The organism is Dysgonomonas termitidis, assembly GCF_054657735.1.
The window spans coordinates 1,932,105-1,957,924 of the sequence record NZ_BAAHYD010000002.1; the positions used below are offsets into that span (position 1 = coordinate 1,932,105).

Below are 25,820 nucleotides of genomic sequence, written 5' to 3' on the forward strand. Positions count from 1 at the left end.
GAAAATGAATATGCTGAAATCCCTGATTCTCCTATTAGCTTTTGTGCTTGTACCCATTGCTGCATCCGCGCAGATGATCGGCGCAGGCATACAAGCGGCAAAAAGTGAGAAAGTTCAGTTTGCAGCCAATGTACATACCAGATATTATACATATAAAGGAGATGTAAATTTTTTCTTGTTCGGAGGCTTGGATTATACAGGAGGTAGTACTAAACTTTCCGGATTGAATACGAAGGCTATTTCACCCACATTGGATTTTGCAAGTATGGTCTTTGGAGATTATGCCGATAGAAGTATTTTGTGGTTATCGTGCGATGCGGGGTATTTACGAAACTTCCATGAGAAGAAGTCGAGCGGGATTGTGCTTACTCCCAATATTATGTGCGCGTATAGTTTGTTTTATATAAAGACAGGGTACGATATGAATGTATCGCGCGGCAACAATCAATTTTTCGTACGCTTGGGACTCATTCTTTCTTTATGATAATAAAGATGAGTCATAAGTTATGAATTACAAGTTGTACGGATATTAAACATTTATAATTCATAACTTATAACTCATCATTCATAAACTTATTTTGCGTCGGGGTAAAGTCCTTTCCACCAGCTATTATCGTCCTTCAGCCATTTGGCAAACCATGCCATGATGGAATTGTTCCATTCCACACGCCGCTTGTAGTTCATTACTCCGTGGTTTTCGTCTTTCACCTGTATGAATTCTGCCGGGCGTCCCAATATCTTCAAAGCTGTGTACATCTGGATACTTTCGCCTATAGGCACATTGGTGTCGACCGTACCGTGCGTAAACAGAATAGGAGTGTGTACTTTGTCGGCGCTGAACAACGGACTTTGCTTTACATACAGGTCGGGATTATTCCACGGATAGCTGTGCGCGCTTGCACCCGAACTATAAGTGTATCCCCAGTATCCTTCGCCCCAGTAGCTGCTGATGGAACTGATTCCCGCGTGGGATACGGCAGCCGCGAATATATCTGTCCGGGTTTGCAGGTACATGGTCATAAATCCGCCGTATGAGGCGCCTACACAGCCGATCTTCTTATCATTTACATATGGGTGTTCTTTGACAAACTGTTTTACGCCTTCTATGATATCTTCGGCTGTACGTTTACCCCATGCATTGACATGTAAGGCTGCAAACTTCTGTCCGAATCCGGTTGCGCCGCTCGGCTGTATAATATATACCACATAGCCTTGCGATGCAAACACATGAGCAGGATACGGCCCCTCAAATGTACGGGAAGTAGGGCTGGTACCTCCGTAGTAATATACGATCATCGGATATTTCTTGGACGCGTCGAAGTCTGGCGGCAGGTAACAACTGCCTTTTATCTCTGTTCCTGCGGAATTGGTAAAGTTCCAGTCTTCTACTTTTCCAAGGGACATTTCCGATAACCTGTCGTTGTATGGGTCGGCTATCATTGTCGACTTTTGGTTTTTTACATCATACAGATAAGCACGGGTAGAGTTTGACCGGCTCACACCGAAATAGATTGCGGACAGAGCATTGTCAGCCGTAGAGAATGAACGGATGACTTCTTCATTCAATGGTAATTTAGTGAAAGTCTTGCCGGAAGGATTGTATGCATACATATTCACGTAGTCCTTGTCGGTAGTACGGAAATAGATCAGATTGTCTTTCTTGTTCCAGAAACTATTATCGATGCTCGGATCGAAGTTCTTTGTGATCGGGTCAATCTGTTTTGTGCTCAAATCCATGATAAATGCGAGACCATTATAGCTATTGGCAATTTGTCCGGCATCTATATTTTGTCCTATACCGCCGAAGGCTTCGCCTGAACCCGAAATGAGGACCTTTTTCCCGTCAGGAGAGAAAGACGCGCCATGTGCAAAGCCTTCGTTTGTCCATAAAGTATCTACAGTCATAGTGGGCAAATCCAACTTGAGCATTGTGTATTTACGGAACGGACGTTCGGTCACTGTTTCATCGGTAAAAGAAACCAGAAGCTGTTTTGAGTCGGCACTGATATCGTTGAGCCATGTGGTATGCGAGCCATATGTAAGTTGCTGGCTTAGACCCGATCTGATGTCGTATTTATAGATGAACGAACGGTTGGTGTATCCCGGCTGACGGTTTTCCGGTGATAATAAAAGTTTCAAATCCCCTTTGGTCTCTTCGCCCTTTTCCTGTTTGGTATAGAAAAGGGTTCTTTCATCCGGGGAGAAAGTCATATACTCGTCCGGAATGTTCTTTGCAAAGACCGTTTCCTGTAATGTCGCCGGATCAATGGTAATCAGATTTGTACCATCTTCGGTTTTTAGTGTGTAGAACATTTTTTCGCTTACAGGCATCCAGCTTAACTGTTTTTTACTGCCATCGGTATCCAGAAGGATTTGTTTGCCTGTAGTGACATTATGTAATTCGGTTGTGGATACGCCTTTCTCTCCGAATGTATTTCTGTACGAAATCAAAGCGTATTGTCCGTTTGGCGACATGCTGGTATTGGTTACCCTTTTACCTAAGAGCATATCAGTAAAGTTTACAAACCTTTTGCTTGTATTTTGGGCCGAAAAAGAAGTTTTGTCGTCATCCTTCTCATTTTCCAATACAATTTTGAAGATGGGGGAGGATTTATCTTCCGCCGAAGCCAGTAGCTTGATTACAACACGGCTGGATAGGGGATACGGATTGAAAGTAGCCGTAACTTCTTTTTCATTCCTGAAGTTTTCTTCTCTGGTGGTTTTCGATGTGCTGAGCTTACCATCCACATATAGCTCAAACATATTCGCAGAGGTTATCTTTAAGGATAATTTCGCATAGCGGTTGGCTTGTACGTAGAATGAGAATAGCTGGAAAGTATAACCTTCCCTTGGCTTCTCCGCATAAAAATATCCGGCAGTGTCGGATCTGAGAGGTCTTACAAAAGCGGTTTGCTCAGGAATGGTCAGACTCATTTTCAATAAATCCTTTTCCGAATACTTATCTCCTTTCAGATTGGTAGAGTCTACAATTAACGGATTGATAACAGCAACGGGCGGAGCTGCATATATCTGAGGCAATTTTTGTTTGGTCTGAGAAAACATTCCTATAGCCGATATAAGGCATAGGGCAATAATCGACAATCGTAATTTCATATATTTTATAATATTTTATAGTTTAGACGATAAAGATATGAATTATACGATAGACAACCGGAATAATGGTGGTGAAAAGCATCTCTTTAACAAGATGTTTTATAGCAGGGGCGTCTTTATTTAAGGATAATGTATTATCTTTGAACGTATAATACGTACACATATAGTAAACACTATCATTGATATAAAAAATGAAGATCTTAGCACGCTATATTATTTTTTCTTTATCAGCTATTATATTCTTTTCTTGTACAGGCGGCGACTTGATGCTTTATCGTGAAAAAGAGCCGGAACCCGAACCCGAGCCCGAACCGGAATATTACTGGTTGCTGGAAAGTGTAGACTACCCGGAATATAATATTCAGTCGATGCAGTTCCGTAACGACTTTATCCTGACTTATAATGATGCGGACTCTATAATCGTAATAGATAATGATGGGGGAGACTACATTCAGGTTGATTATAAAGACAAATTTTTCTCATTTTCCCGCGTAAGGAATTCTTCCGCAACAAGCCGGACCTCTGATAGCCTGCTGATTTATCTGAATGAAAACAAGCAGATAGATTATGCCTTGCATGTGACCAATATAGAGACATTTAAGGATGGCGAACTAATATCGAACAGAAGAACACAGAACGATTCCACGGTCTGTAAATATAATGCAGAAGGATATATGACCAATATGGATCATTATGATTATAGTGGAAATAATAACTCCCTGTCATATGCTGAAGAATATGTGATTACAGATGGTAATATAACCGAAGTAACTTCATCGGCCGGTTATCATCATATATATACATATGACAAGACTGCATATATTCAGTCGGCAAGCTATGTATATGAAATGCCTCTGAATACAATAAGTATAAAGAGCAGGGGAGGGTGTTGGTTTATGTCCAGTTTGCCTTTTCTGTCGGCTAAATATCTTGGAAAGGCTAGCGTGAATAATGTATCGCGAACGGTAATAAAGAAAATAGACCGGAACGGGGCGGAGTCCGACTATGCTGACATCGTGTATAAATATGTTCTCGATGAGAATAATATGTTAAGTACAGCTACACTTTCGGGAGTAGTTAACGGTCAAAATATTCCCGATAACTATGTATCTAAATTCTCTCATTTCGGAAAAGATAAGAAATAAGATGAAAAGTCCGGTTCTATGCCGGACTTTCTTGTTTAATCCCGGCTTAGCTACAAGTAATGAATGAGAAATTGAGAGATGTTCATTACCTAACCAAGCCGGGAGGCTAAGGGGGCAGCCTTATATTTTCAGATATTATTTTCTTTCGGGTGTATCCAATACTTCTCCTGTCTCTTTACTGACTTTTACTATATCGCCTTTTGTTCCGCTGATATACCATATTCCGTTATCCAGGCTTACCGAAAACGGTTCCTGTCCGGTTAGCAATGGTCTGGCTATCGCCATAACCGACAGTATGGTTGGTACGGCATCATTATAGGCTGTCAATGTAGAAGACTGGTGTTCCGGCCACTCTATGGATTGAGCCAATACTTCAATGTTATTTTTGTATTTATCTCTGGGATTACCTTTGAACTGATAGAATATAGCAGAGGCTATCATCGATATCAGACAGATGGGGTATATTGCAGTCTTACTCATAATAATGTAAGTTTTATCGGTTGCATCATATAGAGGAATGTATAGCATATATTCCACAACAAGACTATTATTTTTTTTGATGGAAAATAAAAAAAGCGCTGAGATTCAAATATTTCAGCGCTTACAGTATTGAAGTATAACTTTTATTTTTTAGCGTCCAGTATTTCAAGAAGTATTTCCGGTTCGTCTGTGGTAATGTAATCGATTTCCTGATTGAGCATTGTTTGCATATCTTCTACTTTATTCACAGTCCAAGCATTGGTCAGTAATCCCATGGATTTTGCTTTTTTTGCTAGATCCGTATCTTTAAGAAAATGGCTATAGTGATAATCTATACCAGACATTCTTTCCGCTTCCAGTTCTTCCAGCGTTTTATCGGCTTCCAGATAAAGGATTTTTGCCGTTGGGTCCAGTTCCCTGATGCGTTTTGCCGCATCGAAGCTGAATGTTATATAGTCGGTCCATGCCTGCGCATTCATACGGTGTACTATATGGACAGCCGAATCGGCAACGGCTTCGCAACGTTCTTTTCCTTTTTGCGAAGCTTTAACTTCCAGTATCAGGCGGGTCTTATTCTGTTCTTTGATACATTTGATATATTCTTCAAGGCTTGGCAGTCTATCACCGTCTTTCAATGCTATTTTGTGTAGTTCTCCGGCAGTAGTTTCTTCTACTTTTTTACCTCCTATCTCGGGGTCGTGTGAGAGAATAACTTTATTGTCGGAAGACAGCCATACATCAAATTCGGAGCCTTCGCAGCCTATTTCTATCGCTTTTTTCAATGATTTTAATGAGTTCTGGCTGGCATCATGGTTTTTCCATGCCCCACGGTGTGCGATTACCTTGTTTCGGATAAAGTCGTCTCTGACCAGTTCGAAGGTTTTCTCTCCGTCTTTGGTCTTTACAGTAACTTCGAAACGCCAGGGAGAGGATTCTGTCAGAGCGGCATTTTTTTTCAGGGAGATGTATCCGTCCTTGCTTATTGTGAATAAACTGGAATTGTCTTTTGTCAACGAGATTTTTTCTCCTGCGGGAATGTTGAATTTTCCAATAGATATTCCCTTCTTATTTTTTGGAATCAGATAATTATCCAGTGTCAATAATTCTTTTCCTGATTGTGAATGCATACCGGCATGACTTGATAATAAAATAAAAAATAAAAATAATAACTTTTTCATGATTACATTTTTAGACATTAATCGTATATAAACTATATTGTGGATATATGCGGTAATAAAATATTACAGATGAAAAACAGGCAAACATATATATATACTATAAAAATTTATCTATATCTAAGAATAGATAGTGATATTGGATAATCAAAGATAAAAAGTAAGAAATGAAAAAGCGTGTAGAATCTGTTACTTTTGTTACTTTTTTTATTAATAAATTAAAAATGGTTTATTTACCAGCTGATTATGGGTTATAGAAAGAAAAGTGACAGGTGTGTATTATTTGTAAAAAGTGTTACTTTTGTTACCTTTTTTGATTATTACGATACTATATTTTAAATTTAGTTGGGATACTTTTGTCATTTCATTTTTGAAAGATTTATTTCTCTGATCTTGAAAAAATATTTCCAATTAATATTTATTCTATCAGATGACATTTTATTACCTTTACGTTAAAAATTAAGACTATGAATACCTACTCTAACTTTCAAAAGTATCTGCAAAACGAACTTGCTGATATACAATCGGCAGGACTGTACAAGAATGAACGTATAATCGTGTCTCCACAGGGAGCATCTATCCGTGTAAGTACCGGACAGGAAGTGCTGAACTTCTGCGCAAATAATTATCTGGGGTTATCAGATAATAAGGAATTGATCGAAGCCGCCAAAGAGGCGATGGATTCCCGGGGCTTCGGGATGTCTTCGGTCCGGTTTATATGCGGTACCCAGGATTTGCATAAGCAACTCGAAGCAGCCATCGCAAAGTTTTTCGGCATGGAAGATTCCATCTTGTATGCGGCCTGCTTTGATGCCAATGGCGGGGTATTCGAGCCATTGTTGAGCGATCAGGACGCCATTATATCCGATTCATTGAATCATGCCTCCATAATAGATGGCGTACGTCTGTGTAAAGCTGTTCGCTACCGTTATGCAAATGCGGATATGGAAGACCTCGAGAAACAGTTGAAACTGGCACAATCGCAACGTTTCCGGCTGATAGTTACAGACGGTGTGTTCTCTATGGACGGTAATGTAGCCCCGATGGATAAAATATACGAACTGGCACAGAAATACAATGCCATGATAATGATAGACGAATCTCATTCAGCGGGTGTTGTGGGCAGGACCGGACGAGGCACTACCGAGTTATTCAATCTGCGTGGTAAGGTTGAAATTATCACGGGTACTTTAGGTAAATCGTTTGGGGGAGCTATCGGCGGATTTACAACAGGTAAAAAGGAGATAATAGATATGCTTCGCCAGCGTTCACGTCCTTATTTATTCTCAAATTCGCTACCTCCTGCAATCACAGCGGCGGGGATTAAGATGTTCGAGATGATGGAACGCACGAATGAACTACAAGATAAACTGCATGCTAATACAGACTATTTCGTAGAAAAGATGAAAGCGGCAGGCTTTGATATCAAACCAACACAATCATCCATCTGCGCGGTGATGCTGTATGATGCGAAGTTATCCCAGGATATGGCAGCCCGGTTATTGGATGAAGGTATTTATGTTACAGGATTCTATTATCCGGTAGTGCCTAAAGACTTGGCGCGTATCCGTGTGCAGATATCTGCCGGTCATGAAAAAGAACATCTTGATAAATGTATAACGGCATTCACAAAAATAGGAAGAGAATTAGGTGTAATAAAATAAACGATGAATAACATTCTTATAGTAGGCAGTACGGGTCAGATCGGCTCGGAACTAAGTATCAGATTGCGCTCGATTTACGGCGACAGTAATGTAATCTGCGGATATTATAAGCCGCCTTATCCCGATGGTTTTTTCGATTGGGGCCCCACCGTAGAGATAGATGCCACCGACATAAAACAGATCGCCGATGCAGTGAAGAAATACAAGATAGATACCATCTACAATCTGGCTGCTATATTGTCAGCAACGGCCGAAAAAAATCCTAAGCTGGGATGGGATGTGGGCGTGGGCAGCCTGATGAATTGCCTCGATGTAGCTAAGGAGTTTAATTGTGCTGTGTTCACTCCGAGTTCTATCGGCGCCTTCGGGCCTGATACACCAAAGGACAGGACGCCTCAGGATACAGTTCAGCGCCCGAAAACCGTGTATGGTATAACCAAAGTGATGGGCGAATTGCTTAGCGATTATTACCATGACCGCTGGGGGGTGGATACCCGTTCGGTACGTTTTCCGGGTATTATATCCAACCTTACCCATCCGGGAGGTGGAACTACCGACTATGCCGTAGAGATATATTACAATGCGGTGAAAGAGGAGAAGTTTATCTGTCCGTTGAAGGCCGGAACTTTTATGGATATGATGTATATGCCGGATGCCCTGAATGCCGCCATCAACATAATGGAAGCTAATCCAGACAGGCTGATCCATCGCAATTCGTTCAATATCGCGGCAATGAGCTTCGATCCGGAAATGTTATATTCGGCCATAAGGAAGCATTATCCGGATTTTGAGATGGAATACGATGTCGACCCTTTGAAGCAGGCGATTGCCGATTCATGGCCCAACTCCCTGGATGATACCTGCGCCCGCCAGGAGTGGGATTGGAGACCTGAATATGATCTGGAGAAGATGACCGCTGATATGATAAATGTACTCAGAGAAAGGGAAGTGCATTTGATCTGAAAATAAGATAGACAGGAAGTATGTATTCTATTTGCATGCTTCCTGTTCTCTATAAATCTTATTCTTCTATACTGAAACTGACAAAGGCAAAGCGTTTGCTGTCCGGCGCCCATGAGTTTACATTAAAAGTACCCTGTCCGCCGAATAATTTGATTAAGGTCTGCGGTTCACCCCCCGTTGCAGGGACCATCCGTATTTCTACATGTTTGTAGCGGAGATGTTCGTGTGGTTCGAGATCCCCTTTCCGGTATGCGATGTACACGATATTCTTACCATCCGGAGACAAGTGTGGGAACCAGGAGTTGCGATCTTCATCGAACGTTGTCTGCGTTTGCTCGTTACCATTGGTTTTCATCCGCCATATCTGCATCAACCCGGTACGCATGGAGTTGAACCAGATATATTCGCCATCGGGAGAATATTCGGGTCCGTCATTTAGTCCTTCCGAAGCTGTAAGGCGGGTTTCATTGGTTCCGTCAATGGAAATTGTATATACATCCATTTCTCCGTTGCGGTTGGCACAATAGGTAAGCATCTTTCCATCCGGACTCCATCCGTGCATATAGCTTGGCAGGGAAGGTGTGACCTGTTTCGGCTCTCCACCGTCGCCCGGTAATACGAATATTGTGGGGCGTCCGTCCGGTAATGAGCGGTGGCTAATTGCCATTAATTTCCCATCCGGTGATATCAGATGGTCGTTGTTGCATTTTGTGGCGAAGCCTGTATCAATTAATTCCGGCTCTCCGGAAGAATCTGCCGGTAGTTTATATATCAGGCCTTCACTGTTATATATCAGGTATTTGCCATCAGGAGTCCAGTCGGGAGCTTCTATGAGGTAAGGAAACTCTTTCACGATGGTTCGTTCCCCTGTAGTGATGTCATATATCTCAAGGATACTGGTTACTTTGGACGGTTCGGTTTGTTGTGGCTGCATAATGTTATAGTTAGGTATTTTTCCGATAGATGATTATTCCAGATACAATAGCTTTATTGCAAGATAGCAAAGGACAATTAGCATGGCGTATATTATCGGCGTGGTAATAACCGTGGCTATCGCTATATGAAGCTTTTTAGGCTTCTCAGGTCTTGCTCTTCCTTTAAATATGCGCCAGCAGATACACCATACGGGCATGGCAATCACAAGTAAGGCTATTATGGCGCCAGAGCCAAAGCCTAAAGAAAATCCGCCGTAAGGGTCGATATTTATATCCATAGTTCAGATGTTTGTTTTAGTTCAGGTCTACAACAGTAATACCTGTACCTCCGAATTGTACATGCTCATCCTGATAGTTGTGAACTCCCGGTACTGTACGCAGGTAGTCCCGTATGATTTGACGCAGTGCTCCCGTGCCCGTACCGTGCAGAATACGTACGCGGGATACGCCTACAAGTATGGCGTCATCAATGAAATACATAACGGCCTGCAAGGCTTCATCGCCACGCATGCCACGCACGTCTATATCCTGTTTGAAGTTGAGTTTCTTCTCGCGCATATCATCGCTTACGGCAGCGCTGACAAGTGTACTCTTCGAATCGCGTTTGACCTGATTCTTACTTATATATTCCAATGTATCCAGTTTGGCTGTCGATTTTATCATCCCGAAAGCTACCGTTGCATTTCCTCTTTGTATATCGAGTACCTGTCCTATGGATGTTTGCCCTTTTATACGGACATTGTCGCCAATCGCAATTGTTTGTAGCTTAGGTTTTTCCGTGACTTTCTCTTTCTGCTTCTTGTTTTTCTCCTTGTCTTTTAGTTTCTGTATTTTACGGATAATCTTGTCGTCGGAGAAGTTGTCTTCATCGTCCAGCGTCGATTTGAATTCACTCAAAGCCTGCCGCGCCTGTTTCGTTTTCTCCTTATCGGCCTGTGATTCGCGGATGGTGCGTATAGTATTCTCAATTCTGGCATTTGCCTCCGACATTATACGTTCAACGTCGGTTTTTGCCTGGCGGATGATTTCTTTCCGCTGTTTTTCTACTGCCAGCAGGTCGGTTTCGTAGGTCTCGGTAACTTCTTCGAGCCGTTTCTCTTTTTGACGGATGCTTTGCCGTTTGGTTTCCCAATAACGCTTGTCACGAACGATGTCTTGCAGGTATTTATCCATGTTGATATAATCACTGCCTACGATTTCCGAGGCATCGGCAATTACATCTTCCGGCAATCCTATCTTGCGTGCTATCTCTATGGCAAACGAACTGCCCGGATTCCCGATAGACAGGGTAAACAGAGGCTGCATCAGATGACGGTCGTATAACATAGCCCCGTTTATGACCCCTTTGTTCTCATTGGCAAAGTGTTTCAGATTCTGATAATGGGTGGTGATTACCCCGAAAGCTCCCCTCTCATTGAAACGTTTCAGGAGGGACTCGGCAATCGCCCCGCCTATCTGGGGTTCGGTACCTCCGCCAAATTCGTCAATGAGCAGGATGGTCTTTTTATCACAGTTCCTGACAAAGAATTTCATATTGGTCAGATGCGAACTGTATGTACTCAGATCGTTTTCGATCGATTGTTCGTCTCCTATGTCTATGAATATACGGTCGAATATCCCGACTTTGGAGTTTTCATCCAGAGGAATCGGTAAACCGCATTGTACCATATACTGGAGCAATCCGACTGTTTTCAGGCAAACGGACTTTCCTCCGGCATTCGGCCCTGAAATTATCAGCAGGCGGTTGTCTTCTTCCAGTTCTATATCGAGCGGTACTATTTGTTTATTCTGCTTACGGTGCGAGAGAAACAATAGCGGATGTTTTGCCCTGTACCAGCGTATCAATTGTTTATCTTCGATAGGAGGCTTGATGGCATTCAACTCGATGGAGAATGTAGCTTTAGCCCGGATGAAATCTATCATAGCCAGAAATTCATACGATTGCAGTATTTCAGGAACCAATGGGCGTAAAACATCAGTAAAAGCAATGAGTATTTTAATTATCTCGCGCCTTTCTTCGCTTTCCAACTCACGTATCCGGTTGTTTGCTTCCACTACCTCTGCCGGTTCTATAAAGACCGTTTTGCCCGAAGCGGATTCGTCATGCACTATGCCTTTGATTTTGCGTTTAAAGGCTGGGGCGACAGGGATAACCAGCCGTCCGTCGCGCATGGTAGGTGTTACATCCTTTTCTACCAGGCCTTCGCTTTGTGCCAGGCGTAATATCGCGTTGAGACTTTTGGATATGCCACCCGATATATGGGCTATGTCTTTCCGTATGCGGCTCAGTTCGGGTGACGCGTTATCTTTTATGCGTCCGAACTTATCCAGGATGTTGTCTATCTTGCTTATCAGTTGTGGAAATACGACTACCTCTCCAGCTAATGTATGTAGATAAGGGTAGGGTGTATTTTCTTCATCTTCTTTTTTCAGAAAGCTTACAATGTCCCTGATTGTCTGCAAGGAACGCCTTAAATCGAATAATGCATTTTCGTCTATCCACGTACCTTCTACTTTGACGTTTCGCAGCGATGGGCGCACGTCAAGGAAATAATTAGTTGGAAAATCATCTTCTTCCTGTGTGATTCGGATAAATTCTTCTGTCTGGGAAAGGCCTTCAGTAATAAATGTATAGCCGGAAGAAAAAGCCATGTTTCCTACTTTTTCCTCTCCCAGTGGACTCAGGCATCTAGCCGTGAGTAATTGGCGTATTTTGTCAAATCCTATTTTCGATTCGAAATTTTCTGGATATATCACGTTGTGTTCATTTTAGGTTGCAAAGATAGGAATTTTAGTTATAAGTTATAAGTTTAGGCATGGGACAAAGGTGCGAAAATCGGCAGTTATCATTGTTGATTGAATATTTACATTAATTAACCATATAATGTTAAAATCTGACATATCTGACACTTTTTTCACTATTTATATGGTATCTAATTTGTATATATTAACTAAATACAGTTAAAAGGTAACACTTATTTCAGTAAACAGTAAACAGTAAACAGTCAGCAGTTAACAACCCGTATCTTGTATCTCGTATCTTGTCTACTTGCAACCCGTAACTGCCCGAAGGGCGAAGTAACTCGTAACTATATCAAAAAAGTTACAAAAGTTACACTTTTTCCACTATTTTTTATCTGTTACTTTTTTCCCTCTCTGTAAGTCCCCCTTGGGGGATCTAGGGGGCCACTTCATTCTTTCAAAGAACTAACAGCTCCTCTCTATAGATAAACTTTTTCAAAAAGATTAAATTCCGTGTGTTTACCCTAAATTATGTCTTGCAAAATTTGCGGAATTAAAACAAAATTGTAATTTTACCGTTGTAAGAAGGGTGAATGAGATATTGAATTGTTATATATCTCATCCTTACGGCTTTATTTTTATGAGATTTGTTTATTGAATTTACAGACAGCCTTAGCTATTGAATTTGCCCTGATAAAATAGAAATATTTTTTTGCAAAATTACAGAAGATTACTACAGTATTTATCTACGTAAGTAAGCGGTGATTATGATTATTAAATTTGAATTAAGTTGTTTGTATCATTAAAATGATTATTGATATAATTCATATATGTATATATAAAACCAATGCGACAGAGACACAATCGGATATATTGGGCATTTATTACTCCGACGATGGTTTTTATTCTAAAAGATATGGTTTCATTTTCTGCTTGTGAAAGTGGATTTATGGGATTCGACCATTGAAGTATAACCTCTAAAGCATTGGTTTTTTTATGCATTTTAAATATTTCGGATGAAGCCTCTTCTTCTGGATATATTCCCGGATAAATAAAGAGCTCTTTTTTATATTCATTCTAAATAATACCTTAAAAAAGTTCTTTGTATCTGACAAAAAATACCCATCTTTGTAGCTCTATTATTAAATGAAAGATTGTTGGTATGCTTTTATCAGACCTGAGGACAGGGGAGAAAGGTGTTATTATACGCGTTAACGGTAGCGGGGCCTTTCGTAAGCGCATCATGGAGATGGGCTTTATTAAAGGGAAAACCATTAAAGTCATATTGAATGCTCCCTTAAAAGATCCGATCAAATATAAAATTATGGATTATGAAGTTTCCCTTCGCCGGAGCGAAGCGGGGCTTATTGAAGTAGTTTATCCTGAAATAAATAAAAAACAGGGGATTCTGACTCCCGAATCTTCTTGCAATGCAGGTTTGTCTGACGAAAATACGCCGGTAGAAGAACATTCTTCCAAAAATAAAAATAATCAGGTTAATAAGAAGGTTATAACCGTAGCTTTGGTCGGTAACCCGAATGCGGGGAAAACATCCTTGTTTAATATTGCGTCAGGGGCACATGAGCATGTCGGTAATTATGGGGGTGTGACGGTAGATTCGAAGGAGGGCCGCTTTAAACATGGCGGCTATACATTTAAGATAGTCGATTTGCCCGGTACATATTCTCTGTCGGCTTACACGCCGGAAGAACTTTATGTAAGGCGTCATATAGTGGAAGATAAGCCTGATGTTATAGTCAATATTGTGGCAGCTTCCAATCTGGAAAGGAATTTGTATCTGACAACCGAGCTGATAGATATGGAAGCCCCGGTGGTTGTCGCCTTGAATATGTATGATGAGTTGAAAGAAAGCGGAAGTGAATTCAACTATCAGAAGCTGTCGAAGATGATCGGTATTCCTATGGTGCCTACTGTGGCCAAGACCGGAGCAGGTATAGGCGAACTGTTCGATACGGTTATACGGATGCATGAAGATAAGGAGCCGACAGTCCGCCGCGTACATATATCATATGGCAATGTAATCGAGAATTCAATAAGCAGGCTTAATATAAAGCTTGAAAAAGATAAATCTTCCCGGCTTATTTTTCCACGCCGTTATATTTCAATAAAGTTATTGGAAAAGGATAAAGATATTGAGTCTTATGTATCTGCTGTTTCGGACAACGGGGATTTGTTCGCATCCAGAAACGCGGAAGTGAAGTATATTGAAGAAACCCTGAAGGAAGATGCGGAGTCGGCACTGACGAATGCCCGTTATGGGTTTATTGCCGGAGGATTGAAGGAAACCCTGAAGGAAAAAACGAACGAGTCGGACCGTACACGTATTATCGATTCTGTAGTTACACATAAATATCTGGGATTCCCTATATTTTTCTTTTTCATGTGGGTTATGTTCGAGTGTACATTCCGGTTAGGCGGATACCCGATGGAGTGGATCGAGAACGGAGTTGCCATATTGGGCGATTTTATACGCGGAACCATGCCTGAGGGTATGCTCAAAGATTTGGTTGTAGATGGCATTATCGGAGGAGTAGGAGGGGTAATTGTCTTCCTGCCTAATATTTTAATATTGTATGCTTTCATCTCATTCATGGAGGATTCGGGCTATATGGCCCGGGCAGCCTTTATTATGGACAAGGTGATGCATAAAATGGGATTGCACGGGAAATCGTTTATCCCTCTGGTCATGGGTTTCGGGTGTAATGTGCCTGCTATTCTGGCTACACGTACTATCGAGAGTCGCAACAGCCGTATGATAACGATGCTTATCAATCCGTTCATGTCATGTAGTGCACGCTTACCGGTTTACTTGCTTTTCGTGGGCGTATTTTTCAAGCCATATGCGAGTTTTGTCCTTTTCGGACTTTATTTTACCGGTATATTGCTTGCTGTGGTATCGGCCCGGTTGTTTAAGAAATTCCTGTTTCCGAAAGAAGATACTCCATTTGTGATGGAGTTGCCCCCGTATCGTATGCCTACGTTGCGAGCCGTATCTATTCATATGTGGGATAAATCGCGGCAATATCTGAGGAAGATGGGAGGAGTTATCCTGATAGCATCTATTATTATCTGGTTTTTAGGATATTTCCCCCGGGATAAAGAACGTGAAATGTTGTTTGATAATCAGATATCCAAAGTGGAGGCTCGATTCGGTGAAAATGAGATAAATGAAGAACAGAAGGCCGGATTGATAGAAGAAGTGGAAGACCAGCGTAATATTGCACATCAGGAAGAATCGTATATAGGGCGTGTAGGAAAAACGATAGAGCCGGTGATGCGGCCTTTAGGTTTCGATTGGAAAATAAGTGTGAGCCTGCTTTCCGGTATGGCGGCCAAAGAGGTGGTTGTGAGTACTCTGGGGGTTTTATATACAGGGGACTCTGAGAACCAGGAATCCCTGGAGGCTCGTCTTGTCAATGATACCCAGGCCGATGGTGCACCCACTTTTACGCCATTGGTAATTGTCAGTTTGTTACTTTTTGTGTTGATTTACTTTCCATGTGTCGCAACTATTGCTGCAATAAAGGAAGAATCCGGATCATGGAAATGGGGCATTTTCAGTATCATTTATACCACTTTACTGGCGTGGATAATCTCATTTTTAGTTTATCAGATTGGAAGTATGTTGTAGATTGTGCTCTTTTTATTTTGATTTGACAGTAAATCTGTATATTTTGTAATTATAGTGTCAAAAAGAATGAATGTTGGTTTCTCTTTAGTATTTATGGAAAAATGAGCAGGAAAAGTGTTAAAATGAACTTTTAATCAACTTTTTATAAACATATTTTTAGGGCATACTTGCCATTACTCCTGTCGCATCCTTTCAAAATAACATATATTTAACTAAAATGTAATAATTGTTATCTGCTTTTTTATTTGTTTGACTTTGAATGCTTTCATATTGTTATATTTTATATAAATTATTTCAAAATTTTTTTTTTCGTGAAAATTGTCTAAATTTGCATATCAAAAAGCAAACTGATGCTAAAAAGCCCAATATGGTATTAAATTGTTAATTTGATGTAAGACAAGAATAATTGCTTTTATTATTTTAATTAAAAAGTGTTTGTAGAAAGTTGGGTTTGTATGTTGTTTTAATTTTTAATAAAGTAGTGTTTGTATGAAGAAAAGAGTGATGTTAATTCTATCCTGCTTATTTCTAAGTTTAGGATTTATCGTTGCGCAAACAACTAGGATAGCCGGTACTGTGGTTGACAGTAACGGTGAACCTGTTATTAGCGCTTCTGTAGTAGTGAAAGGGACTACCGTCGGTACAGTAACTGACCTGGATGGTAAATTCTCTATTAATGTGCCTGAAGGAAGAAATACCCTGGTGTTTACATTAGTGGGGATGAAGACCCTGGAGCTGAAAATGTCTCAGGATATGAGAGTTGTAATGGAGAATGACGAGCATGTGTTGCAGGATGTTGTTATTACTGCTCTAGGTGTTGCTAGAGATAAAAAAACACTTGGATACTCAGTCTCCTCTATTAAGGGTGATGATATCGCCAATTCGAAAGTTCTTAATCCGATGTCTGCGCTTCAGGGTAAGGTCTCCGGGGTAGAGGTTTCTTCATCCGGAACTCCGGGCGGAACACAGAATGTAACTATCCGTGGATTCAACTCTTTTGAGAATAACCAGCCTTTGTATGTGGTAGACGGTATTCCCCTTACCAATAAACAGAATCAGTCGGGAAGTATTTCCGGAGGAGTGAATACGCTGAATAGCCAGGCCGATTTCGGTTCGGGTATTAATGCATTGAATCCAAATGATATTGAGAGTATAACCGTGTTGAAAGGTTCTGCTGCGTCAGCTTTGTATGGTTCGCGTGCAGCCCAGGGAGTTATCATGATTACGACTAAGTCGGGTAAAGATACCAACGGGAAACTGAGAATAGAATATAACGGTGGTATAACTCTTCAGCAAATCGGACGTCTGCCGGACGAACAAACAATGTTTGGACAAGGTTGGAGCGCAGACCGTGCGTTGGACGAAAACGGGAACTGGGGCGCTCGCTTCGATGGTAAAGACAGAGTTTGGGGTAATGTAGTGGATAATAGCCAGAAACTAAAACCTTATGTGTATCTGAAAGATCGTATCCGTGATTTCTACGATATGGGCTTCGGTTATGAAAATTCACTTTCATTGAGTGGTGGTACAGCACAGACCCTATATCATCTTTCGGTATCCCAGAATTACCTGGACGGTCCTATACCAACTAATACAGATTCCTACAATCGCTTTACTGTAGCATCGAATGCATCGCACAAAGCAGGCAAATTGCTGATTAGTTCATCGTTTAATGCCAGCGTAGAAAAAAACCGGGTGTCGCCTACAGGACAGGACAATTCGATATATCGTTCATTGAGTGAAATCGCTACTGATATTTCTATTGTCGATTTGAAAGATTACAACGATAAATTCAATAATCTGGATAATTATTTTACTCCATACGGTCTAAATCCGTATTTTATTTTAGATGCTAAAGAAGCGATTCAGCGAAAATATAAGTTTTTCGGAAAAGTACAACTTGATTACGATTTGCTAAGTAACCTCAAACTGACCTACAGATTTGGTGGCGACTATGAAACAGCTACTGCCGATATGCATTTTGATGCAGTTTCTTTTAGTGACGGTTCTATTAATGCCGCAAGGAAAGGACCTGCAAGTCCGGGTAGCTATTCACAGGACAAAAGGGATTACCTTCAGGTGAATCATGACTATTTTGCTACATTTAATGACCGGTTCGACGATTTTTCAATGAATGTAATTGCCGGAGGAAATGCGAACGAACAAAAGGAGACTCGCCTTTATGGGTCAATTTCTTCAATTGACGTCCCTGGTTTTTATCATTTATCGAACACGCTTACTCCGGCCGTTGCAGAGCAAAACAGTGAGCGTTACCGTATTTTAGGCGCTTACGTTAATGCGGACTTCGGATATCAGGATTACCTTTACCTGACGCTTACAGCCCGTAACGACTGGTCATCGGCTTTGCCTAAAGAGAATAATTCCTTCTTTTACCCGGCAGCTATGTTGAGTTTTATCGTTACCGATTTCATGAAACAGAAAAATATTAATACAGGTCCGCTTGACTTTGTGAAGACCAGGTTGTCTTACGGACGGACAGGTAAAGATACAAGGCCTTATAGGGTATTTAATAGGTTTTTGGCAGCAACAGCGACTAACCCGGGTTTTCCGGAAATTGACGATTTGAAATTTCCATTGGGGGGTGTCAATGCTTATACGATTTCCAATAGAGCCGGGAATCCGAATTTAAAACCTGAGTTGACGGACGAGTTTGAGATTGGTTTTGAAAGTTCTTTCTTCAACCAACGGGTAGGTGTCGACTTTTCGTATTATAATAAATTAACAAAAGGTCTGATTGCAAGAATGCTTATTGATCCGTTGACCGGTTATACTGAACAATATGCTAATATAGGTGATGTCCGTAACAGCGGGATCGAACTTTCCCTCTCATTGGTTCCTGTAAAAACCAAAGATTTCCAATGGAATATCATGTATAACTTTACTAAAAACAATAATAAAGTAGAAAAACTGATTGTGCCGGAGGTTTCTTTGTCGGGATTGGGCGGAATGGGTATCTACGCTATCGAAGGCAAGCCGCTTGGACAGTTCAAAAGCCAAAAGGCGATGACTGTAGACTATAATGGAGTGGAAAGCATTGTAGTAGATGGAGTCGGAAATCCTCAGCCAACTCCTGATGATGTTTATTTGAATAAGGATATTAATGAAAAATTCCGTATGGGATTGACAAATACCTTTACATGGAAAGACTTTTCCCTGTCGGCGACATTGGATTTCCGTTACGGAGGGTATATTTATTCTTATACCAAGGATTATATGCATTGGATAGGTAGTGGCCCTGAAACGGCTTACAACGATCGTAATCCTTTTATTATACCTAACTCGGTGGTATCTAATGGTGACGGGACTTATAGTGAAAATACGACACCAGTCGATCCGACAGGCCTGCATACATTCTATAGTAACGGTGGATTCCAATATACCGATTTTGCAGTTATCGACCGCTCATACCTGAAACTTCGTAATGTAAGCCTGGCTTATCAATTGCCGAAAAAAGTCTGTGAAATGCTTAGGGTTTCTTCTCTGCGGCTTTCAGCGACAGCATCTAATATCCTGTTATGGACTCCGAAAGAAAATATGTATATTGATCCGGAAATAACTACCTGGGGTAGCGATATCAGTTCTAAAGTCGGAGAATTCGCATCTACGCCTCCGTATCAATCGTATGTATTCGGACTACAACTTTCATTTTAAAAGCGATTAAACAGTAAAGAATATGAAAAGAAAATTATTAATTATATTATCAGCTATCTTCTTGTTATTCACAAACGGATGTAGCGATTATCTGGATATCAATCACGACCCGAACGCGTTAGCGGAAGTGCCGTCGGCAAAAGCATTGCTCCCCGCTACACAAATGGGTATCGCCAATAATCTGATGGGATGGGATTTCGGTTTTGGAGGAGGTTTCTGGGTAGAATACTGGACACAGGCCTACACGGCTTCCCAATTTAAATCATTGTGCGAATATCTGCCTCAGGAATTCAATACATCTTATCAGTCCTTGGCTAGCCAGCCGTTGCCCGATCTGGAGTATATTAAGGCAGATACAAGAGTGGGTAGCAACAAAGGATATTATTTCGTTGCAGAAGTTTTATCGATCTTTACCTGGCAAGTCATTACCGATGTATGGGGTGATATGCCATATTCCGAAACTTTAAAAGGGGCTGAGGGCGTTTTACATCCAAAGCAGGACAAGCAAGAGGATATATATGCTGACTTATTAAAGAGGATAGATAATCTGCTGGCGGTTGATTTAAGCGAATCTTCTATTGACGGAACTTATGATTATATATATAAAGGAGATTTGGATAAATGGTATCAATTTGCCAGTGCGTTGAAGTTGAAGTTAATGATACGCCTGTCTGAAACCTCACTGTATGATAATACAAAGACTTTGAGCTTTATTCAAAATGCAAGTTTACTGACATCGAGTGCTAAAATACCCGGAACCATCTGGGAAGACGATAAGGAAGGCAAACGTCATCCGATGCGCGAATTTCAGCAAGGTGGCGCCAGCTATTTTTCGACAAATGTAATTGCATGTAAAACATTTTTTGATTATTTGAGTACAAATGAAGATCCTCGTTTGAGTAAATTGTTTTCAGGGTCGAAAGCTGCATTCTTCGGCGATTTCGACTCGAAGCAAGATTCTGACGGAAACGGTACTACAGATGATAAGGAAACATATGCGACCGTTGTTTTTGGAGCAAATATGGATTTGATGTTGATGTCGGATTGGGAAGTGTATTTTTACATGGCAGAAGTGTATGCACGTGCCGGATCTGCTCAAGCTAAGGATTTTTATGAAGCCGGAGTAAAGGCTTCGCTGACTCAACATGGTATTACCGATTTCAAAATACTGGAAACAGGCTATGCCAAATGGACCGGAGGTAATACAGAAGCCCAGATAAAACAAATTGCCATGCAGAAATGGGTCGCCAATTGTAATTATCAGCATCTGGAATCGTTTTTGGAACGTAACCGGACTAAATATCCTTCAGTAAGCGAAATTGATATCGTTGCTGACCGTGCTGGCGCATGGATTAATTTTCCTGTGGGTAATCTGACAATCTCAGTCAGAGGAAGAGCTTTATTGGGTGGTAATTTACCTGCCTCTCCTTTGTATCCTTCATCTTATAGAGACAGGAATAATAATGCCCCTTCACAGAAACCAAATGTAGGAGTAAAAGTGTGGTGGAATCAAAAACAAGGTAAGTAATTGTAAAAAATGAAGAGTATGAAATTATTATATAAATATAGTCTGATAATCGCTTCTGCATTTCTCCTTTTCTCCTGCGATAAAGAGACAGAAGATATTTCAAAAATCACCTATTACTGTGAGTTGGATCTCAAAGGCGATGCTGTTGAATTTGTATCGTTAGGGGGAGCTTATACCGAATCGGGATGGGTTGCAACGGAAAATGGAGAGGATATTACAGATAAAGTAGCTGTCTCAGGTGCTGTAAATCCGCAAACACCCGGTGTTTATAATTTAGTTTATTCGGTAAATAACTCGGATGGATATCCAACGTCGGCTGTGCGTAAGGTAATTGTTTATGATACAACACCTTCGGTTATAGCAACAGGTCTCTATCATGTAGATGCTTCAAGTAGTCGTAGTGCATTGGGTGGCGCGGCAGGATCACCTGCTACGGAATTTAAAACAGAGCCGCCTATAACAATTTATCAGACAGCGCCCGGGAAATTTTATATATCCGATTTGTTTGGCGGGTACTATAGTATTGGACGCGGTTATGGTGCGGCATATGATATATCTGGTATTGTTGCATTTGATGGCACCGATTTTTCTTTAGTAAGCAGTAATGTGACACCTTGGAAGGATAAGCATACAGCCGTAAGAGGAACTTACAATGAAGAAACAAAAACATTAGTACTTCAGGTTGACTATTCATCCTTTACGTTTCACCTGAACATTGTCGAAAATCAATAACAACGTATAAAATATGAGAAATTTAGGATATATAATAAGTGCTTTCATTTGCATGGCTTTAACATCGTGCTTGGAAGAAAAAGATAACTGGTATACAGAAACTGCAGCGTTGGATGGCCGCTATGTTGTAGCAACAAAATGTGCAGAATATTCTTCTGATGATACTCCTATCGAAGATGGAATTGAAGCTATGATTTATAATTCCGCAGCTAATGTGAAAGATGAAATCTGGATTGAATCGCATGTTGCAGGTGAAGCAGTGAAAGGTAAATTTAAAATAACAGGCGATGCATCCGATTTTAAAGGAGTGGCTGCAGAAGTTGTGAATGTAAATACCGGATCGCTTTTGATTGATACGGATAAGGGTTTATTTCCATTTACCGATGCTTATGCAGACGAATTCAGGGTACCTACAGCAGCAGGACAATTGAATGACGGTGTTCAATTATATACTCGTGTAACATTGGTTGAGGGAAAAGTTATACCAAAAGGTGCTACTACTATTGGCGGAAATGTATCGGACAGCGTTTATATAAAAATGGTAATGCATCATGATTATATTCAATTCATCAGTTATCTGCTGCCTGATGAAGAATGGGAAGATCCTGATGTGCCTGAATATGGCTGGCAAAAGAAAGAGGGAAGCAATACACCAGCCGATATTGATGGTTGGGATGAAACGTGGACACTATCCGGTTATCGTTACACAGGATATCCGGAAGATGCTACCCATTAATTTCGTTGGTCTTAAGGAATTATTGTAATTTATTACAGAATCATAAATATCTAAACAGCAGCAAGGTTGGCCTTGCTGCTGTTTTGTATTTAGATGTTTTTATTTCTTTTAACCCACAATTTACCTCTTATTCCGCTTTTCTTATATAACTTTGTATTCAGAAACGGAGGAAAATAAGATATGTTTCAAGAAATAATAGTTGGTATAATCGGACTTTGTGTAGCCGTAATGGTTACCTATAAAGTATATGGCTTTTTCTTTTCAAAGAATGAACAAAAAGGAAGTTGCGGATGTTCAAATTGTGGATGCAGCACAAAACAGAAGTCAGTGAAATATTGATTTATTATTTGCATATTTAGATTATTCTACCTATATTTGATATAGAAAATGAAACGAAGCTTAGTCTAAGTCGTGTTGGTCGATTGGGAAGCTCATCAATTAATAAAATACCCGAGACAAGCTTTTGATTCTAATGGCGGGCCACACCTCCGGGTTGCTTAGCACGGTGGATTACAAAGGGATCGAAGCGCTCAAATCCTGTTTTACGGAGTTTCGGCTATATCCACCAATACGACTTTTATATACAAAGGGAATTATCCGGTAAGGGTGATTCCCTTTGATTTTTCATTGACTTCCCTTTTTTTATGACAGAAAGTATTCATCTATATTTCGAATTGTAACAGGCATTGGTAGTTATATTTAGCCAAAGCAACGAAATAGCCTGGGGCTTTATTCACATTTTCTTTATGTTATATTTTCTTTTATTCTACCTATTAATTGTATATTTGTAGCCGAATAATGTTGATTGTTGTTATTTAGAAAAGATAAATATGAACACTTTAGAAAAACTGACCGCTGAGAAGCTTCTCAGCATCAGAGCCATCAAACTACAGCCTTCCAATCCATTTACATGGGCTTCGGGCTGGAAATCACCTATCTATTGTGATAATCGAAAGCTGATATCGTATCCCAGGATACGCACATTTATAAAAATCGAACTTAGCCGTTTGATTATAGAGAACTTTCCGGAAGTAGATGCAATCGCGGGAGTTGCTACAGGTGCTATTGCTCCGGGAGCATTGGTAGCCGATGCTTTAGGCTTGCCATTTGTATATATTCGTTCAACACCGAAAGATCATGGATTGGAAAATCTGATTGAAGGCGAATTGAAACCCGGAAGTAAAGTAGTTGTAGTCGAAGATCTTGTATCTACCGGTTCCAGTAGCTTGAAAGCTGTAGAAGCTATTCGTCGTGATAGTTCCGATGTTATCGGCATGGTCGCCAATTTCACTTATGGTTTCCCTATTGCTGCGGAGAAGTTTAATGCTGCAGGAGTTCAGTTATTGACATTGACCAACTATGATGCAGTTTTAACCGAAGCTCTGAGGATAGACTATATTGCCGAATCCGATCTTGAAACTCTGCAGGAATGGAGAAAAGCTCCTGCCGATTGGAAATAAACTGATGAAAATTGCATGACAGAATTTGTTAGTGAGATAAAGACGATCCCACATTCTGATGCGGATGTCTATACTGTGCTTTCCGATCTGAACAATCTGGAATTAGCCAAAAATATAATACCTCAGGATAAAGTCAAAGATTTTACTTTCGATACCGATTCATGTACTGTATCTGTCGATCCTGTAGGTAAGATCAGATTTGTAGTGGTAGAACGCGAACCTAATAAGACAATTAAGTTTCAGGCAGAGCAATTACCTTTCGGAGTGACCATGTGGATACAATTAGTTCCAATCAATGGTGCTGAAACTAAAATGAAACTAACCATAAAAGCGGACCTGAATCCATTTCTGAAACCAATGGTTAGTAAACCGTTACAAGCCGGATTGGATAAAGTGGCGGAAGGTTTGGCCGGATTGCCTTATAATGATATTTTGAATAAAGGAACAATAGTATAACGGATGAAACTTTGGGAAAAAAGTGTTCAGGTAAATAAAGATGTAGAGTCTTATACGGTAGGGCATGATCGTGAATTAGATATATATCTGGCTCCATATGATGTACTCGGTTCTATGGCTCATATTACAATGCTTGAGTCTATCGGATTGCTTACCAAAGATGAATTATCGGTTCTTCTTAAAGAATTAAGAGAGATTTATGAAATTGCAATTGCCGGCAACTTTGAGATAGAGGACGGTATTGAAGACGTACACTCGCAAGTAGAACTGATGCTTACCCGTAAATTAGGGGATATCGGAAAAAAGATACATAGCGGGCGTTCCCGCAACGATCAGGTGCTGGTTGATTTGAAACTCTTCACAAGGGATCAGATCCATATGCTTGTTGATTCGGTAACCGCTTTAATAGATGTTCTCCTTACCCAAAGTGAAAAATATAAAGATGTCCTGATGCCGGGATATACTCATTTGCAAATTGCGATGCCGTCGTCATTCGGATTATGGTTCGGTGCCTATGCCGAAAGTCTGGTAGATGATCTGCAATTGCTTCTGGCGGCATATAAAATATGTAACCGGAATCCTTTGGGTTCAGCCGCCGGATATGGTTCGTCATTCCCTCTGAACAGGCAAATGACGACAGACCTGCTGGGTTTTGATTCTATGGACTATAATGTGATATACGCTCAAATGGGACGAGGAAAGATGGAACGTATAGTGTCATTTGCCATAGCAAGTATAGCAGGCACATTATCAAAACTTTCATATGATGCCTGTTTGTATAACAGCCAGAATTTCGGATTTATCAAGCTGGCAGATGAATATACTACAGGATCGAGTATTATGCCTCATAAGAAGAATCCTGATGTATTTGAACTTACACGTGCTAAATGCAATAAGTTGCAGGCATTACCTAATGATATAACACTGATTATAAACAATCTTCCTTCAGGATATTTCCGTGATTTGCAGATCATCAAAGAATTGTTTATCCCTTCGTTCGGGGAGATGAATGATTGTTTGCACATGGTAGCGCGTATGATGAATGAAGTAAAGATAAATGAGGATATCCTCAATGATCCCAAATATCTGCTCATATTCAGTGTAGAAGAGGTGAACAGGCTTGTGCTGAAAGGTGTGCCTTTCCGCGATGCTTATAAACAGGTCGGCTTAGATATTGAGGAGGGAAACTTCGCTCATGATAAGAAAGTGAACCATACACATGAAGGTAGCATAGGTAATTTATACAACGATCATATAGATTTGTTGAAACAACAGATTATCAATCAGTTCGATTTTAGTAAAGTAATGTCGGCAGAACAGGCATTGCTGGATTTCATCAATTAAACCCCAATATTATAAGAAAGAA

General features: G+C 40.6%; 18 protein-coding genes. 12 read left to right on the forward strand and 6 right to left on the reverse strand.

Annotation, left to right across the window (positions count from 1 at the left end):
• The first annotated feature begins 4 nt into the window (after positions 1 to 4).
• Complete coding sequence (locus ACYQ3L_RS12245; protein ID WP_379999034.1) at positions 5 to 484, forward strand: hypothetical protein; 480 nt, start codon at positions 5 to 7, stop codon at positions 482 to 484.
• A gap of 89 nt (positions 485 to 573) precedes the next feature.
• Here the strand turns inward: ACYQ3L_RS12245 and ACYQ3L_RS12250 are convergent, their stop codons facing one another.
• Positions 574 to 3,114: an alpha/beta hydrolase family protein gene (locus ACYQ3L_RS12250; RefSeq protein WP_379999033.1), complete on the reverse strand. Its 2,541-nt coding sequence runs from the start codon at positions 3,112 to 3,114 to the stop codon at positions 574 to 576.
• Between the two features lie 191 nt (positions 3,115 to 3,305).
• Here ACYQ3L_RS12250 and ACYQ3L_RS12255 point away from each other — a divergent pair, with 191 nt between their 5' ends.
• Positions 3,306 to 4,259: a hypothetical protein gene (locus tag ACYQ3L_RS12255; protein ID WP_379999031.1), complete on the forward strand. Its 954-nt coding sequence runs from the start codon at positions 3,306 to 3,308 to the stop codon at positions 4,257 to 4,259.
• A 135-nt stretch (positions 4,260 to 4,394) separates the two neighbouring features.
• Here ACYQ3L_RS12255 and ACYQ3L_RS12260 read toward each other — a convergent pair whose 3' ends face one another.
• The gene (locus ACYQ3L_RS12260) at positions 4,395 to 4,739 is read right to left on the reverse strand and encodes a hypothetical protein (RefSeq protein ID WP_379999029.1); all 345 of its coding nucleotides are present in this window, start codon (positions 4,737 to 4,739) and stop codon (positions 4,395 to 4,397) included.
• Between the two features lie 143 nt (positions 4,740 to 4,882).
• Positions 4,883 to 5,917 carry a glycerophosphodiester phosphodiesterase family protein gene (locus ACYQ3L_RS12265; RefSeq protein ID WP_379999027.1) on the reverse strand — a complete coding sequence of 345 codons (1,035 nt, stop codon included), beginning with the start codon at positions 5,915 to 5,917 and terminating at the stop codon, positions 4,883 to 4,885.
• Between the two features lie 464 nt (positions 5,918 to 6,381).
• Between ACYQ3L_RS12265 and kbl the strand changes: the two genes are divergently transcribed.
• Positions 6,382 to 7,578, forward strand: coding sequence for a glycine C-acetyltransferase (gene kbl / locus ACYQ3L_RS12270; protein WP_379999025.1), 1,197 nt, complete (start codon positions 6,382 to 6,384; stop codon positions 7,576 to 7,578).
• Between the two features lie 3 nt (positions 7,579 to 7,581).
• Positions 7,582 to 8,541, forward strand: coding sequence for an NAD-dependent epimerase/dehydratase family protein (locus tag ACYQ3L_RS12275; protein WP_459952413.1), 960 nt, complete (start codon positions 7,582 to 7,584; stop codon positions 8,539 to 8,541).
• Between the two features lie 58 nt (positions 8,542 to 8,599).
• On the opposite strand, the gene ACYQ3L_RS12280 is transcribed toward ACYQ3L_RS12275, so the two are convergent.
• Genes ACYQ3L_RS12280 through ACYQ3L_RS12290 form a run of 3 tightly spaced genes read right to left on the reverse strand, consistent with a single transcriptional unit; the run spans position 8,600 to position 12,233 of the window.
• Positions 8,600 to 9,475, reverse strand: coding sequence for a TolB family protein (locus ACYQ3L_RS12280; RefSeq protein WP_379996988.1), 876 nt, complete (start codon positions 9,473 to 9,475; stop codon positions 8,600 to 8,602).
• Between the two features lie 33 nt (positions 9,476 to 9,508).
• Entirely contained in the window at positions 9,509 to 9,754 is a 246-nt protein-coding gene (locus ACYQ3L_RS12285; protein WP_379996990.1) for a hypothetical protein, read from the reverse strand.
• A 16-nt stretch (positions 9,755 to 9,770) separates the two neighbouring features.
• Positions 9,771 to 12,233 (reverse strand): endonuclease MutS2, encoded by a 2,463-nt coding sequence (locus ACYQ3L_RS12290; protein ID WP_379996992.1) that lies wholly within the window; start codon positions 12,231 to 12,233, stop codon positions 9,771 to 9,773.
• A gap of 1,147 nt (positions 12,234 to 13,380) precedes the next feature.
• Between ACYQ3L_RS12290 and feoB the strand changes: the two genes are divergently transcribed.
• The 8 genes from feoB to argH all read left to right on the forward strand — a co-directional run bounded on the left by feoB (position 13,381) and on the right by argH (position 25,798).
• Positions 13,381 to 15,870 carry a ferrous iron transport protein B gene (feoB, locus tag ACYQ3L_RS12295; protein WP_379996994.1) on the forward strand — a complete coding sequence of 830 codons (2,490 nt, stop codon included), beginning with the start codon at positions 13,381 to 13,383 and terminating at the stop codon, positions 15,868 to 15,870.
• Positions 15,871 to 16,359: 489 nt separating this feature from the next.
• The gene (locus tag ACYQ3L_RS12300; RefSeq protein ID WP_379996996.1) at positions 16,360 to 19,542 is read left to right on the forward strand and encodes a SusC/RagA family TonB-linked outer membrane protein; all 3,183 of its coding nucleotides are present in this window, start codon (positions 16,360 to 16,362) and stop codon (positions 19,540 to 19,542) included.
• A gap of 22 nt (positions 19,543 to 19,564) precedes the next feature.
• On the forward strand, positions 19,565 to 21,070 hold the full coding sequence (locus tag ACYQ3L_RS12305) for a SusD/RagB family nutrient-binding outer membrane lipoprotein (protein ID WP_379996998.1): 1,506 nt from the start codon (positions 19,565 to 19,567) through the stop codon (positions 21,068 to 21,070).
• A gap of 18 nt (positions 21,071 to 21,088) precedes the next feature.
• The gene (locus ACYQ3L_RS12310; RefSeq protein ID WP_379997000.1) at positions 21,089 to 21,802 is read left to right on the forward strand and encodes a BT_2262 family domain-containing protein; all 714 of its coding nucleotides are present in this window, start codon (positions 21,089 to 21,091) and stop codon (positions 21,800 to 21,802) included.
• Between the two features lie 13 nt (positions 21,803 to 21,815).
• Entirely contained in the window at positions 21,816 to 22,538 is a 723-nt protein-coding gene (locus tag ACYQ3L_RS12315) for a lipid-binding protein (RefSeq protein ID WP_379997002.1), read from the forward strand.
• An 830-nt stretch (positions 22,539 to 23,368) separates the two neighbouring features.
• A complete protein-coding gene (gene pyrE, locus ACYQ3L_RS12320) occupies positions 23,369 to 23,998 on the forward strand; it encodes an orotate phosphoribosyltransferase (RefSeq protein ID WP_379997004.1) in 630 nt (209 codons plus the stop codon).
• Between the two features lie 15 nt (positions 23,999 to 24,013).
• The gene (locus ACYQ3L_RS12325; RefSeq protein ID WP_379997006.1) at positions 24,014 to 24,454 is read left to right on the forward strand and encodes an SRPBCC family protein; all 441 of its coding nucleotides are present in this window, start codon (positions 24,014 to 24,016) and stop codon (positions 24,452 to 24,454) included.
• Between the two features lie 3 nt (positions 24,455 to 24,457).
• Positions 24,458 to 25,798: an argininosuccinate lyase gene (argH, locus tag ACYQ3L_RS12330; RefSeq protein WP_379997008.1), complete on the forward strand. Its 1,341-nt coding sequence runs from the start codon at positions 24,458 to 24,460 to the stop codon at positions 25,796 to 25,798.
• Positions 25,799 to 25,820 lie beyond the last annotated feature (22 nt).

Bases quoted from the DNA above. Each gene is read 5' to 3' on its own strand.
- ACYQ3L_RS12310 (WP_379997000.1), top strand. From the start codon at position 21,089: ATGAAATTATTATATAAATATAGTCTGATAATCGCTTCTGCATTTCTC.
- ACYQ3L_RS12260 (WP_379999029.1), bottom strand. From the start codon at position 4,739: ATGAGTAAGACTGCAATATACCCCATCTGTCTGATATCGATGATAGCC.
- ACYQ3L_RS12250 (WP_379999033.1), bottom strand. From the start codon at position 3,114: ATGAAATTACGATTGTCGATTATTGCCCTATGCCTTATATCGGCTATA.
- kbl (WP_379999025.1), top strand. From the start codon at position 6,382: ATGAATACCTACTCTAACTTTCAAAAGTATCTGCAAAACGAACTTGCT.
- ACYQ3L_RS12315 (WP_379997002.1), top strand. From the start codon at position 21,816: ATGAGAAATTTAGGATATATAATAAGTGCTTTCATTTGCATGGCTTTA.
- ACYQ3L_RS12280 (WP_379996988.1), bottom strand. From the start codon at position 9,475: ATGCAGCCACAACAAACCGAACCGTCCAAAGTAACCAGTATCCTTGAG.
- ACYQ3L_RS12300 (WP_379996996.1), top strand. From the start codon at position 16,360: ATGAAGAAAAGAGTGATGTTAATTCTATCCTGCTTATTTCTAAGTTTA.
- ACYQ3L_RS12325 (WP_379997006.1), top strand. From the start codon at position 24,014: ATGACAGAATTTGTTAGTGAGATAAAGACGATCCCACATTCTGATGCG.
- argH (WP_379997008.1), top strand. From the start codon at position 24,458: ATGAAACTTTGGGAAAAAAGTGTTCAGGTAAATAAAGATGTAGAGTCT.
- pyrE (WP_379997004.1), top strand. From the start codon at position 23,369: ATGAACACTTTAGAAAAACTGACCGCTGAGAAGCTTCTCAGCATCAGA.
- ACYQ3L_RS12265 (WP_379999027.1), bottom strand. From the start codon at position 5,917: ATGAAAAAGTTATTATTTTTATTTTTTATTTTATTATCAAGTCATGCC.
- ACYQ3L_RS12255 (WP_379999031.1), top strand. From the start codon at position 3,306: ATGAAGATCTTAGCACGCTATATTATTTTTTCTTTATCAGCTATTATA.
- feoB (WP_379996994.1), top strand. From the start codon at position 13,381: ATGCTTTTATCAGACCTGAGGACAGGGGAGAAAGGTGTTATTATACGC.
- ACYQ3L_RS12275 (WP_459952413.1), top strand. From the start codon at position 7,582: ATGAATAACATTCTTATAGTAGGCAGTACGGGTCAGATCGGCTCGGAA.
- ACYQ3L_RS12305 (WP_379996998.1), top strand. From the start codon at position 19,565: ATGAAAAGAAAATTATTAATTATATTATCAGCTATCTTCTTGTTATTC.
- ACYQ3L_RS12245 (WP_379999034.1), top strand. From the start codon at position 5: ATGAATATGCTGAAATCCCTGATTCTCCTATTAGCTTTTGTGCTTGTA.
- ACYQ3L_RS12285 (WP_379996990.1), bottom strand. From the start codon at position 9,754: ATGGATATAAATATCGACCCTTACGGCGGATTTTCTTTAGGCTTTGGC.